The organism is Mesorhizobium sp. INR15 (assembly GCF_015500075.1).
Taxonomy (GTDB): domain Bacteria; phylum Pseudomonadota; class Alphaproteobacteria; order Rhizobiales; family Rhizobiaceae; genus Mesorhizobium.
In genome coordinates, this window is sequence record NZ_CP045496.1 from 1981706 (window position 1) to 1995460 (window position 13755).

Genomic DNA, 13755 nt, shown 5'->3' on the forward strand with positions numbered 1-13755 from the left:
ATGACAATGAACGGCACCAGCGTTTCAATCCAGGAGCTGTCGCTGAATTTCGGCGCGGTCTCGGTGCTGCAGACGCTCAATCTCGATGTCGCCGAAGGCGAGTTCATCGTGCTGCTCGGCCCCTCCGGCTGCGGCAAGTCAACCTTGCTCAACTGCATTGCCGGCCTGCTCGACGTCTCGGAAGGCCGCATCTTCATCAAGGGCAAGAACGTCACTTGGGAAGAACCGAAGGACCGTGGCATCGGCATGGTGTTCCAGTCCTATGCGCTCTATCCGCAGATGACGGTGGAGAAGAACCTGTCCTTCGGGCTGCGCGTTGCCGGCACGCCGAAGGACGAGATCGCCAAGCGCATCGCGCGTGCCGCTGAAATCCTGCAGATCGAGCCCTTGCTGCAACGCAAGCCGGCAGCGCTTTCGGGCGGCCAGCGTCAGCGCGTGGCGATCGGACGGGCGCTGGTGCGCGATGTCGACGTGTTCCTGTTCGACGAACCGCTGTCCAATCTCGACGCCAAGCTGCGCGCCGAATTGCGTGTCGAGATCAAGCTGCTGCATCGCAAGCTGCAGAACACCATGATTTATGTCACCCACGACCAGATCGAGGCGATGACGCTGGCCGACCGCATCGCGGTGATGAAGGGCGGGGTAATCCAGCAACTCGATGCGCCGCAGACCATCTACAACCGGCCGGTCAACCGCTTCGTAGCCGGCTTCCTCGGCTCGCCGGCGATGAATTTTCTCGAGGGGCAGTTGGTCAACGAGAATGGCGGCTGGCACTTCGCGGCCAGTGGCCTCAAGATTCCTCTTAGCAACTATGATTTCGACGGGCAGCCGTCACCAGGGCCTGTCGTGTTCGGCATCAGGCCCGAGCATGTGAGTTTGAACAGCGGCACGGGCTGGCCGTTTTCGACAACCGCCAATGTCGAGGTGGTCGAGCCGATGGGCTCCGACACATTGGTCTGGCTGAAGTTCGCCCAACAAAGGTTCAGCGTCCGGGTCACCTCCGAACGCACACCCAAGAATGATGAGGCGGTGACGGTCGGCTTCGATCCGATGCGCGCCTCGCTGTTCGATATCGCAACCGGCAGCCGCCTTTAACTTCCCTAGAACTCCCAAGAACCATCCATCCCCAAGCAAAACGGACAGAGACGATGAACTGGTCATTCCAACTCTACAGCGCCCGCAATTTCCTGCCCTGGGACGGCGTGCTCAACACGCTCGGCAAGCTCGGCTACAAGGAGGTTGAAGGCTATGGCGGCGTCTATGACGACCCGAAGGCTTTTCGCGCCGAGCTCGACAAGAATGGCCTTGCCATGCCGACCGGGCATTTCTCCATCGACGCGCTCGAAAATGACTTCGACGGCGTGCGCAAAATCGCCGAAACGCTCGGCATCAAGCTTTTGGTCTGCCCCTATCTGGTCGCCGAGGCCAGGCCGTCCGATGCGGCCGGCTGGAAAGGCTTCGGCGCGCGGCTGGCCAAGGTTGGCGAAGCCGCGAAGAAGGCCGGCTACGGCTTTGCCTGGCACAATCATGATTTCGAGTTCAAGGCACTCGCCGATGGCACGCTGCCGCAGGATCACATCCTGTCGTCGGCGCCCGACATCGGCTGGGAGATGGACGTTGCCTGGGTGGTGCGCGGCGGCGCCGACCCGCTGCCCTGGATCGAAAAGCATGGCAGGCGCATCCTGGCTGTCCATGTCAAGGACATGGCCAAGCCCGGCGAGGGGCTGGATGAGGATGGCTGGTCGGATGTCGGCCACGGCATCATCGACTGGGCGGGCCTGATCAAGGCGCTGCGCGCCAACAGCCCTGCCAAATATTTCATCATGGAGCAGGACAATCCAAACGACATCGAGCGTTTCGCGCGCCGCTCGATCGCGGCCGCCAAGACCTACTAGGAGCAACGATCATGGCAAAGAAACTCGGGGTCGGCGTTATCGGCTGCGGCAATATTTCAAAGGCGTATTTTTCGCTGGCGCCGCTGTTTCGCGGCATCGAAATGCGCGCCTGTGCCGATATCAACATGGATGCGGCGAGGGCGCGGGCAAAGGAATTCAAGCTGCGCGCCGAGACAGTCGAGGGGCTGCTACGGGCTGACGACATAGACATCATCGTCAACCTCACCATTCCGGCGGTGCATTTCGACGTGTCGAAGCAGGTGCTCGATGCTGGCAAGCACGTCTATTCGGAAAAGCCGTTCGTGCTGTCCGTCAAGGAAGGGCTCGATCTGAAGAAGCGGGCCGAGAAAAAAGGCCTGCGCGTCGGGTCGGCGCCCGACACGTTCCTGGGTGGTGCGCACCAGCTTGTCCGCAACCTGATCGACACCGGCAAGCTCGGCCGGATCACCAGCGGCACTTGCCATGTGATGAGCCATGGCATGGAGCACTGGCATCCCAATCCTGACTTCTTCTTCCAGCCGGGCGCAGGACCGGTGCTCGACATCGGGCCTTACTACATCACCAACCTGATCCAGTTGATCGGACCGGTGAAACAGGTGGCGGCTTTCGCCACGACCCCGGCCAAGGAGCGGACGATCTCGTCCAAGCCGCGCGCGGGCGAAAAAATCCCTGTGAACACGCCGACCACTATCCACGGTGTGATGGAGTTCGAGAATGGCGCCGTGGTGACGCTCAACACCAGCTGGGACGTCTGGGGCCATGGCCACGCGCCGATGGAGCTCTATGGCGAGGAAGGCACCGTGTTCGTGCCGGATCCCAATTTCTTCGGCGGCGAAGTACGCTTCACCGAGGCGGCCAAGCCGGTCAAGAAACTGCCGAAGTGGCCTCACCCGTTCAGCGTGCCCAACGAGATGCACGGACAAGGCATGATGGCCAATTACCGTACCGCCGGCCTCGCCGACATGGCCCTGGCAATTGTCGAGGGGCGGCCACACCGCTGCTCGATGGAGCTGGCGCTGCATGCCGTGGATGTGATGACCGGATTGTTGCGGTCGGGAGAGAGCGGCAAGTTCGTCGCCATGCAGACCACGTGCGAGCGTCCCGCTGCACTTGGCGTCAAGGAAGCGAAAGAGCTTCTGGCGAAGAAATAGGGCGGCGCCCCGACACCAACGTTGTCTACTCCCTCTCCCCGTTTCGGCGGGGAGAGGTTAAGGGTGAGGGGCAGAGCCGACTCATCGCGTTTGGCGGTGCCTGGCTCGTTTCAATTTGAGGAAATCCCCAATGCCCTACATTCCCGCCGAAAACCGCTACGAGAAGATGATCTACAACCGCTGCGGTCGATCCGGCCTGAAACTGCCGGCGATCTCGCTTGGGCTCTGGCACAATTTCGGCGATGACACGCCGCACAAGACCAAGCAGGCGATCGCCCGCAAGGCCTTCGATCTCGGCATCACGCATTTCGACCTCGCCAACAATTACGGCCCGCCGCCCGGCTCGGCGGAGACCGCCTTCGGCGAAATCCTGCGCACCGATTTCGCCGGCTACCGCGATGAGCTGATCATCTCGACCAAGGCGGGGTACGAGATGTGGGCCGGACCCTACGGCGAATGGGGCGGGCGCAAATACATGCTGGCCAGCCTCGACCAGAGCCTGAAGCGCATGGGTCTCGACTATGTCGACATCTTCTATTCGCACCGCTTCGATCCCGACACGCCGCTGGAAGAGACGATGGGCGCGCTCGATCACGCCGTGCGTTCGGGCCGGGCGCAATATGCCGGCATCTCGTCTTACAATTCGCAGCGCACGCGCGAAGCCGCCGACATCCTGAAGCAGCTCGGCACGCCCTGCGTCATTCACCAGCCGAGCTACTCGATGCTGAACCGCTGGGTCGAGGAAGATGGCCTGCTCGACACGCTGGAAGGGCTTGGCGTCGGTTCCATCGTGTTCTCGCCGCTGGCGCAAGGCATGCTGACCAACAAATATCTCGGCGGCATTCCGCAAGGCAGCCGTGCCTCGCAGGGCAAGTCGTTGAAGACGGCCTTCATCAACGACAACGCGATCGCCAACATCGAAGCGCTCAACGCGATCGCTGGGCGCCGTGGCCAGACGCTGGCGCAGATGGCGCTGGCCTGGGTGCTGCGCAAGGGCAGGGTGACTTCGGCCCTGATCGGCGCCAGCCGGCCTGAACAGGTCGAGGATTGCGTCGGAGCGCTGAAAGCACTCGAGTTCAGCGATGCCGAACTCGCCGAGATCGACACCTACGCGCGCGAGTCCGACATCAATCTGTGGGCGGCTTCGGCGGAACGCAATGGGCCGGCTCGCAAGTAATCGGCCATCGGAATAGCCGGCAAATGAAAACGGCGGGAGATGCTCCCGCCGTTTTTGTGCCCGCCTTCACCAGGTTTCTGGGCTTTCGCCAGGTGTCAGGCCTTCGTCGGATGTCAGGGCGTGGCCGGCTTCTGCGCCGTGCCCAGTCCTGCCTTCGGCTTGTCGGGTGCTGGCGCCGGCGTCTTCATCTTGGTCTCGATCCAGCCGGTGTAGTTGGCCAGCCGGGTGTAGATGCCGTAGGCGTCCTTATGGCCGCAGGCGGCGCTGCCGTCGGCCGGGCCTTCGCCCCAGCTGACGATGCCGACCTGAACCGGCCCGCCGGCGCCGGTCATGAACAGAGGGCCGCCGCTGTCGCCGTTGCAGGCGTCGCGCACGCCACTGGTGGTGCCGGCGCAGATCATGTTGTTGGTCAGCGGATCGGTCATATCGGCGGCAATCGCATTGGCGGCGGCATCGATGCCCTTTTCCGAATAGCGCATGCGGTGCGACAGGTCGCCCAGCGCTGCCTTAAGGTCATGTGCATAGATGGCCTTGATGCCGCTGTTGCAGGCCTTGTTGGGCTGCAGGTCGAGATCGGCAACCATCAGCGTCGTCGGAAACGTGCCATCCTGCATCTTGCCCCAGCCGGTGACGGTGGTCTTGCCGGTATCGGGCGTCGCCTCATGGGCGAGCTTGATGGTCGGCGCATCGGCCGGTTCGGCAAGCCTCAGCAGGCCAAGGTCGTTGTCCAGCGTCTGGTCGCTGTAGCCCTCGTTGACGATGACCTGCAGCACCTTGTGACGCTTGCCTTCGCTGAGGTCGGTGGCGCCCGTCAGCACGGTGACGGAGTCGGGTGAAATCGGCTGGCCCTTGTCGTTGAGGCAGTGCGCCGCGGTCAGCACCCATTGCGGGGCGATCAGGCTGCCGCCGCAAAACTGGGCGTTCGCCTGCGAGGCCGGGCTCTGGTCAAGCCTGTTCGTGGTGAGCAGCGCCACCTGGAACGGATAGGCGCCCTTCTCTGCCTGATTGCCACCATAGACGCGGTCGGTGCTGTCAGGGTTTTCGGCAAGCGCTTTGGCCCTGGCCGCCGCTACCCGCTCCATGGGTGACACGGACGCTTCCGGCCGGGCGGCGCCTTCGTCCGCCTGGGTGGTGTTTACGGCCGCAAGGGCTGCCGCGATGCCGAGCAGCGACGCCGCGGCGACCGGCCTGAACCGATGGATGATGTGCACCTGAAATCCTCCTGAGACACGTTCCCGAACAAGCCAGCCTGCATATGGTCAGCAAACCGCGCCTGCCCGTCAGGCATCGCTTCGCGGATCGCTTTCCTGTGCGGAAGCCGTTCAAAACCCTATAGCCCCCCACGGGCTACGTGGAAGCGATTTGTCATTCCAATGTTGTATTAGTTTAGGCAGTATGTCCGAGCGGGTGTCTTTGGCGGGGGCCTTCGACCGTCCGCATGGGGCGATGATCAGGTTCAGATGCCGGTAACCAAATTCATTTTTCGGCATCACCACGATCTCGACAATATTTCTGTATTTTGATCCAGTCCTTGCTGACTTTTGGGAGAGTCTCACCATGACAAAACTGACAAACGCACTCATTGCATCCGCATTGCTTTCCACCGCATTGTGGACTGTTCCGGCTTTCGCCGCCGATCCTGGCTCCGCCAGTGCCGGCAATGGTGAAAGCATGCGGGACGTAACTTCAGGTGACTTCAAGCCTGGGCGGGCTAAGCCAATCGCGCCGCCGACACTGACTGACGAAGACAACCGCGCCGCGCCGCTTACCGACGAGGCAACAGTTGTCAAATCCTATGGCATCGTTGGACGTTCCGCCGATGGCAAGGAAATCAAGATCGAGGCGAACGAAGCGCTGAGAGACCTGATTCTCAAGCAGCTGAATGCGCCGGCGGATGGGGCGGCAGGGGCTCAGCGGAAAACCGAGGACCCCGGTCTTGGCGAAGGCGAAGCCGGCCGCCAGGTGTTTGGAACGGACGATCGCGAGCAGGTCAAGAACACCAAGACCTATCCATTCAGCGCGATCGGTTATCTGGAGGCCAAGTCACCGAAGACGGGCAGCTATGGCAGCTGCTCGGCAACGCTGATCGGCCCGCGCACCGTGCTTACCGCGGCGCACTGCCTCTACAGCCATGAGGACAAGGACTGGCTCTCGGACTATCTGTTCGTGCCAGGCCTTAACGGCAGCACCGCCGACGACGCGCCGTTCGGCGCCTTCACCTACGAAAGCGCTTATGTGCTGCAGGGCTTCATCGACAACTACCAGGGCTACTACGGTTCGGTCATCCCGTGGGATCTCGGCATCATTACGCTCAAGCAGGATGTCGGCACCAACCTCGGCTGGCTGGGCTATGCCAACTATGACGATCTTGGCGACTTCACCGCCAACCTCGTTGGCTACCCCGGTGACAAGCCGATGGGCACGATGTGGAAGGCAAGCTGCGAAGTGAAGGCCGAGAACATCGGCGCGGAATATTTCCAGTATGACTGCGACACGTTCCCAGGGTCGAGCGGCAGCTCGGTCTACGCCTATGACAACAACTCCAAGCAGCGCATCATCACCGGCGTGAACGTGGCCGAAAGCCCGGAGGCGAACACCGCCGTACGTCTAAACGCCGCCAACATCCAGTGGATCAACAGCCTCTATAAATAGCGGTTGCGGCATTCACCGGTGAAATCAAAGGCGGCGGGACAATCCCGCCGCCTTTTTTCTTGATCCGCCTTCTGGTTCGGCTTCCCTTGCGCCAGCCGGCATCGCCGATTACGCTTGGTCACCCAAGGGGTTGGGGCGATCCACAAGGTGGGAAGAATGGCGCGGGCGAAGACGATCTTCAGGATCAAGGCAATGGCGGCCGCTTCCATGCTGGCCGTGCTGGTGTCGGCACCGGCATTCGCCGGGCCTGACGCACCACGCTCAGGCGGCGCCTGGGCTGAACGGGTGCAGGTCCTCTACCAGAGCGAGACCCGTTCCGTGCTGCGCAGAACGGTGCGGGTTTGGGATTCCCAACCTGAGAAGAACCTGGACTTTGTCTGGGAACCGGCGGCGGGCCAGTCGCCCGATCGGACGATTGCCGCCGATGGTACCATCAACGGCAAGGGCAGACTCATCTGGCGCGTGCGCGGTTCGGCGAGCTACGATCCCAAGACCGTCTATTCGAGCTATTTCGGCGATGTCAGGAATGGCCGGCCGGACGGCCAGGGCAGGCTGGAGCTGCGCTCGGGCGAGGTTTTCGAAGGCCAGTGGCTTGCTGGCGAACTCAATGGCGGCGGCGTTCATGTCGATGCCGAGGGCAACCGCTACGAGGGGCAGTTCGTCGCCGGCGTGCCGAATGGCAAAGGCCGGTTGCTGTCGAGGACGGGAGAGATATTTGCCGGCTCATTCGTGAATGGGCTGAAGGACGGCAAGGGAAGCAGACGGCTCGCCGGCGGCACCATTTATGAATCGCAATGGGCGATGGGCAACGAGATCGGCGGTTCGCGTCCCGATGTGCTGGCCGACGCGCGGGTGAGCGGGTTGCTCAAGGCGCAGACCGGCGGCGGCGATGCCGGCAAGGTCGAGATCGGCGTCGTCGTCGACCAGCGCATGACGCAGCAATCCGACATGCAGTACCAGCATCTGGTGCGCGACGAGGACATCGCGATCTACCCGTTGGCCGACGAAGACAATGACAGCTGGAACGGCACCGGGCAGATCACGACAAACAATGTCTATGGCAGAAGGGACTGGGAGGACACGCCGGCCTTTGCCGAGGTCGACCTGAAAACCACTGACCAATCCAGGGTCAAGCTCGACAGCCTGGAAATGAAGGTGGCGTCCAGCGATGCCTACCGCAAGCCGATGCTGTCGATATCGGAGCATTTCGGCTGTGTCGGCTTCCGCCCCGATTTCTCGATCATCAACAATGGCTGGGGCGACGCCAAGGACATGAAGATGTCGATCCAGTTCACGTCGGTCGACGAAGACGGAAATCCGACCGGCGAGCCGAGCCGCATGTTCACCAAGGACGTTGGCGGTTTCGGCGAAGGCGTCGACGTGTCGATCAAGAGCGTGCTGACGGAAGCCGGCGTCGACACCGCCAGCCTCGAGACCGGGCGGTTTCCCTGTCCTTCGGTGGACAGTCTCAATGTCTGCCGCAGCCAGCTCACCAATAAGATCAAGTTCGGCGAGGTTGGCGACTATCTCGGCAATATGCAGCAGGCGATGACGCTGAATGCGATCGGCAAGTTCGACTATTCGTGGTCAGATGACGAAGGCCATGTCTATCAGCAGAGCGAGCCGTTCCGCACCTCCGTGACCATGGCGGTTTTCGAAACTCCGGAATCGATGGCCGAATGTGGTGACGGTGGTGGCGGCACGCCGGAAGCGATGCGCTACCAGAACATCGAATTCCCGATCGGCAAGCACGACTACACGATTGCCATGCCGATGCGCGGCAACAAGAATGTCAGCGCCTATACGGCGCGGCTGAAAATGTGGTCGTCGATGTCGTCGATCCACAGCTTCAGCATCGCCGCGCATTTCGCCGATGGCAGCGTGCGCGAGAGCAAGCCGGTGACCTTCTTTTATTTCCGGCCGAAGCAGTCGCTGTTCGAGACCAAGACCGAGCCGGCGGCGTGTTATCTGCCACGCGATATGGTCGGCTGCGGCTAGGCATATTGATATTCAGGTGATGCTGGCTTGCGAATGGCGGTCTCCTCCGCTTCCGGTGCTCACGGACCCAAAAGTCCGCTCCGCCCCGGGCCTCGGAACCTATCGCTCTCGACCCGGCCTGACCTGAATCTCAACACACCCTGGTCGGGTAGGGGTCATTTCCGTCCCATCTCGAAATAGTTGGGCAACGGAATGAGCCGGGCGAAGACGGTGCCCTGGGCAAAGACGCGCAGTTCCAGCATCGAGCCTGACGAGCGCGCGGCTTTTTGGTCGAACAGGAAATTGCCAAGCGAATAGACTTCGGCCACATCGCCGCCGCCGAGCGGCACGATCGCTTCGCTCGACACGTGGGGATGGCCGCCAACAATGGCCGAGACGCCACGCAGTCGCATCTGGTCGGCCAGCGCAACCTCGCGCGGCGATGGCACGGTCTTGTACTCCCGTCCCCAGTGAACGAAGGCGACCACCGGCCGTTCGGCGTTCTCGTGCATCAGCCGGTCAAGCAGAGCAGGTGTCAGCAGATCGGTGTTTTTCGAGCCGTTGGTGTCGATATCGGTCAGGCCGACGAGGTCGAGATCGGGCAGCGCCAGCGTCTCTCCCTGGCCGAAATGCGGGATGCCGGCCTCGTCCAGCGCGCGCAAAGTCTCGGCATAGCCCGATGGTCCCAGATCGAAGGCGTGGTTGTTGGCGAGCCCGACGCCGGCGACATGAAGCTTCTTCAGCATGTCGACGGCCAGCCCTTGCGGCATGGCGAGCGTCATGTCGTCGATCGCTTCCGGCACATTGGGCAGGATGACGCCTTCGAGATTGACGACGAGCGGCCGGGATCGGGTCAAGGCCAAGACGCTGTCGGTGATGCGATCCGCGACGCCATCGCGCAGCAGGATCTTTTTCATGGCGCGGCCAAAATTCACGTCGCCAGCGAAATAGTAGACCTTGTCCCCAGCCCGAGCCGGGCTGTTGAAGCCGGGGCCGAAGGCACCAAACAGCGCCACGACATAGCTGGTGGTCCGATCGACATAATCGGTCGTATGTTCCTGCGAATTCTCATTGGCGACCACAAGCGGCTGGGCGCCGAACAGTTCCCGCTGCAGCTTCGTCTGGATGTACAGCGCACCAACGGAATCGGCGTGATCCGGCTGGCGAAGGCCCGCGATGCCGTCGAGTGACCCGGCGGCCAGCATGTTCAGCGACTGCTGGTCGAACCGGCGGGAATCGTGCTGCGGCAGATAGTGCGAGAAATCGGTGGACTCGACGATCAGCGTGTCGCCGTCGAGGATCGGCTTCAGGGCCTCAGCCAGCCTGTCCCAGTCGCCGCGCTTGGCCTTCACCGACATCGCCACCGGCACGATCCTGGCCTCCGGGAAATAGTGGTGCAGGAACGGCAGCATGGCGCGCACGCCGTGCTCCTTGTCGAACAGACAGGAGTCCTCGACCATGTCGGTGTTGTTCTCAAGCAGGCGCACAGCCTGCGTGTCGGCGGCGATCGGACCGAGCACCGTGTCGAAACCGCGCAACGCGGTGGCATAGAGCTTGTGCGTCTTGTGGAAGTGGTCCGGCGACAGGATGATGATGCGCTTGTAGCGGAAGCCGGAAGCGGCATGGAACCCCAGCGCGACAAGATCGGCGGCCAGAAGGTGATGCGGCACCACGATGCCTGTCAGCCGCTGGTTGGACGGCTCGACATCGGCGACCTTGGCGATGGCATCCTTGAACAACTGGGCATCGTCATAGAAGGGCGGGAAGTTCTCGGAGCCGGCCGGACAGACGACAGGGGTGGCGAAGGCGGGGAGTGGCAGGAGGACGAGCAGGATGACAGCCAACAGTTGCCGAATGGCGGCGCCCAACTGTTCGTCCCTCATGGCTCGGCCAGAACGATATTCTCCACGCCGCCGACATAGTAGAACGGCTTTTGCCGGGCCGCCGTCAGCCGCACCACCTCGCGCGAAATATAGTCGGCAAGGCCAAACAGCGTCACGCCGCCATCGGAGGTCTTTGCCTGGCCGCGAAGGCCTTCGAGGATCGAATAGGTGAAGACGCCGTGGCCGAGTTCCGGCAATTCGGCGGCTGTATTGTTGGCGGCGGTGGCCGAGAAGACGACGATGCGGGCGTCCTGCGCGTCTTTCTCCAGGCGCGGGTTAAAGGCATTGGCGGCGTGGCAGGTGTCGAGCAGCATGAAGCGCATGCCCTTGGCACGCTCGACCGATTTCTGGATATCGCTCCAGTCGACCAGCGAGGATCGTTTCCAGCGTTCGGCATCCTGTTTGCGGCCGTCTGTCGGGATGAAATAGTAATCCTCATCGATGTTGATGCCGTGGCCGGCCACGAAGATGATGGTCGTGTCATGCTCGCCCGGCTTGTCGAGGAAATCGGCGAGCTGGCCGTCGATCGTATGCGAATCCGGTTCCATGATGCCATCGGCACTCGCGATCGTGTAGGTCTGCTTGGCCTTGTCGGGGGCTTCGTCCAGCGCTTCGCGGTTGACCAGCACCAGTGATTCCATCGACGAAAACAGCGGCGCCGATTTTTCCGAAATCACCTTGAGGAATTCGGTCGCATCATCGACGGGGTAACGCAGATCGCAGGCATGACCCGAACAGGCATCGGTCAGGAACGGATATTTGTCGACGCCGATGACCGCGACATAGAGCTTGCCCTTGTTTTCGGCCTTCTCGGTCTTTTTCGCCAGCGCTTCCACGCTGCGCTCGGTCAGGTAGCCATATTCATTGATGCCGGTGATGCGGATGGTGTTCTGGCCATTCTCGACGGGCACCTCGACAATCGTGCTGCCGCCGCCATCCACCGAACGCGTGGTGACATCGCCGACATTGCGGCTGTTGGACAGGATGGAGAAGCCGGCGACGTCGGTGCCAGCTTCCTTGGCGCCGGTGATCTCCACCGCGACGTAGCCTTCGCGGACATTGCTTTGATCGGCGGCGAGGCGGAGATTGAATTCCGGCGGCTTGCGCTGCAGAAGTTTCTGCAACTCGTTGTCGACGCCCGGCCGCATTTCCTTGACCGCCTGCTTGGCGCTGCGCAGGATGATGGCGCGGCGCACCATTTCCGGGCTCCAGAGATACTTCTTCAACTGGCCGGCGCGGATGAAGCGGCCTTCATGGTCGCGGCCCTGGTTGACCTGCCAGCCGATCAGCTTGTCGCCTTCGTCGGACGAATAGTAGTAGCCCTGCGGCATCCAGGCGATCCATTCAGAGCCGGCAAAGAACATCGACACGATCAGTTCGTGCGTCTTCAGGTTCCACAGCCGCAATGTCTGGTCGGCGCTGCCGGTGACCAGCAGGCCGGTCTTCTCCGAGGCAACCATGGCGTTGATCTCGCCGGTGTGGCCGGTGAATTCGCCCGACACTTTCGCCGTCGCTGTCCTGTATTCGAGCAGGGTCCCGTCATTACCCCCGGTGATCAGGCCAAGGCCATTGTCGATCAGCGTGTAGGCGGAATGGACAAAACCGTTGGTGGCGTCGTTTTCGATACCACGCACCACCTTGCCGCCGTTGGCGATCTCCAGCACGGCATTTTCCAGCGCGTCCTTGCCGCCGGCTGCTGTGCGCAGCGACCACTGGCCGTCGGCAAGCTTGGCGCGGCTGAAGGTATCAGGCTCTGCCACGGCTTGCGGGTTGTCGAAGAAGCGATCCACGCTGGGCAAAGCCAGTGTCTTGGCCAGACCGCCTTGCACTTCCGGACAAGATACGCGCTCGGGGCAGGGGTTGGTATTGCCCCATGCGATGATGCCCTTGGCGGCGTCGAGCCCAACGGCGGTTACCGGCTCGCCTTTCCCTTGTAGCAGGGCCTTGCGTTCGCCCGTCGCAGGATCCCAGACCTGGATGGCATTGCGGGTGCCGCCGGCGGTCGCCACCAGTGAGCCATCGGCATTGGCGGTGCTGGCATAGACAGTGCCGTCATGCCCTGCATAGTCGAGCACTGGCGCGCCTGTGTCCGAGTTCCAGATGACCGAGCGATGCTTGTCGGCGCAGCGATAGCCGCAGGATGCAATCAGCCGTGCGCCCTTGGCGAAGGTCAGCGAGCCGATGAGGAAGTCCTGGCTTGGCATGGCGCGTACAAGTGTGCCGTCCGCCGCACGCCAGAGCTGGACCTGGCCATCCTTGCTGCCGGTCGCAAACAGGCTGCCGTCCTGGGACACGGCGAGCGCCATGACGCTGACGTCGCGCAGCGGCTCGGCTTCCGCGGGCAAGGCGATCTCCTTGCCCTTCGTGATGTCCCAGAGCCGGATGCCGTTGTCGGTGGTCGTCGCCGCCAGCCGTGTTCCCGAAGCGGCGAAGGCAAGCTTGTCGATGTGCCAGGAATCGGCGTCGAGCTTCTTGTCCAGTGTCCAGCCGGCAGCGGATTTGTCGTCGGATTTCCAGAGATAGATGACACCGTCGGCACCGCCCGCGGCAAGCGTCTTGCCATCGGGCGAGAAGGCAAGGTCATAGGTCGCATAGTCGGCGGCTTTGAGCACTGCCTTGATCTTGCCGGTGGCGAAATCGAACAGCCTGATGTCGCCGTAAGGCGGCTTGTCGCCGAGACTGGCGCCGAAATAGCCGCCGGCAGCAATCGTCTTGCCATCCGGTGAGACCGCGACCGCGAAGATCTTGCCGTCGCTGCCATTGCCAAGATAGCCGCGAATGGTGCGCAGCGTCACGCCGCTTTGCCAGTCCCAGATGCGGATCGTCTTGTCGCTGGAGGCGGAGACGAGGTCTTCGCCGTCCGGCGTGAAGGCGAGATCGGTGACCTGTGCGCTGTGGCCGCCGGTGTCGAGATCGAGATGGAAGTCCGCCGCCTCTTCTGCGCGCACGGATGAGGTGGCTGCCAAGGCGCCGGCGACGGCAAGCCAGCGCAAGGCACGCATAAGGCGGACGCTCATCGC

Annotated in this window: 10 protein-coding genes; 6 read left to right on the forward strand and 4 right to left on the reverse strand. The window is 62.3% G+C overall.

The genetic code is table 11. The features are described 5' to 3' along the window. The 4 genes from GA829_RS09605 (at position 1) to mgrA (ending at position 4223) form a co-directional block, all read left to right on the forward strand. Positions 1 to 1095 carry an ABC transporter ATP-binding protein gene (locus GA829_RS09605; RefSeq protein ID WP_374940415.1) on the forward strand — a complete coding sequence of 365 codons (1095 nt, stop codon included), beginning with the start codon at positions 1 to 3 and terminating at the stop codon, positions 1093 to 1095. A 53-nt stretch (positions 1096 to 1148) separates the two neighbouring features. Further along, positions 1149 to 1895 carry a sugar phosphate isomerase/epimerase family protein gene (locus GA829_RS09610; RefSeq protein WP_195178266.1) on the forward strand — a complete coding sequence of 249 codons (747 nt, stop codon included), beginning with the start codon at positions 1149 to 1151 and terminating at the stop codon, positions 1893 to 1895. An 11-nt stretch (positions 1896 to 1906) separates the two neighbouring features. Further along, positions 1907 to 3046, forward strand: a complete 1140-nt coding sequence (locus tag GA829_RS09615) for a Gfo/Idh/MocA family protein (RefSeq protein ID WP_195178267.1) — start codon at positions 1907 to 1909, stop codon at positions 3044 to 3046. 130 nt (positions 3047 to 3176) lie between these two features. Next, positions 3177 to 4223 (forward strand): L-glyceraldehyde 3-phosphate reductase, encoded by a 1047-nt coding sequence (mgrA, locus tag GA829_RS09620; RefSeq protein WP_195178268.1) that lies wholly within the window; start codon positions 3177 to 3179, stop codon positions 4221 to 4223. Positions 4224 to 4336: 113 nt separating this feature from the next. Here the strand turns inward: mgrA and GA829_RS09625 are convergent, their stop codons facing one another. Then, complete coding sequence (locus GA829_RS09625; RefSeq protein WP_195178269.1) at positions 4337 to 5434, reverse strand: S1 family serine peptidase; 1098 nt, start codon at positions 5432 to 5434, stop codon at positions 4337 to 4339. A 346-nt stretch (positions 5435 to 5780) separates the two neighbouring features. On the opposite strand from GA829_RS09625, the gene GA829_RS09630 reads away from it, so the two are divergent. Further along, positions 5781 to 6875: a trypsin-like serine peptidase gene (locus tag GA829_RS09630; protein WP_195178270.1), complete on the forward strand. Its 1095-nt coding sequence runs from the start codon at positions 5781 to 5783 to the stop codon at positions 6873 to 6875. Here GA829_RS09630 and GA829_RS09635 read toward each other — a convergent pair. Continuing rightward, positions 6866 to 7084: a hypothetical protein gene (locus GA829_RS09635; RefSeq protein WP_195179911.1), complete on the reverse strand. Its 219-nt coding sequence runs from the start codon at positions 7082 to 7084 to the stop codon at positions 6866 to 6868. The genes GA829_RS09630 and GA829_RS09635 overlap by 10 nt on opposite strands. Between GA829_RS09635 and GA829_RS09640 the strand changes: the two genes are divergently transcribed. Beyond that, the gene (locus tag GA829_RS09640) at positions 7068 to 8873 is read left to right on the forward strand and encodes an MORN repeat-containing protein (RefSeq protein ID WP_258052244.1); all 1806 of its coding nucleotides are present in this window, start codon (positions 7068 to 7070) and stop codon (positions 8871 to 8873) included. The two genes, GA829_RS09635 and GA829_RS09640, sit on opposite strands and share 17 nt — an antisense overlap. 155 nt (positions 8874 to 9028) lie before the next feature. Here GA829_RS09640 and amrB read toward each other — a convergent pair whose 3' ends face one another. Continuing rightward, positions 9029 to 10735, reverse strand: coding sequence for an AmmeMemoRadiSam system protein B (gene amrB / locus GA829_RS09645; RefSeq protein ID WP_195178272.1), 1707 nt, complete (start codon positions 10733 to 10735; stop codon positions 9029 to 9031). Continuing rightward, entirely contained in the window at positions 10732 to 13752 is a 3021-nt protein-coding gene (locus tag GA829_RS09650) for a caspase family protein (protein WP_258052245.1), read from the reverse strand. Before GA829_RS09650 ends, amrB begins: the two co-directional genes overlap by 4 nt. Between the last annotated feature and the right edge of the window lie 3 nt (positions 13753 to 13755).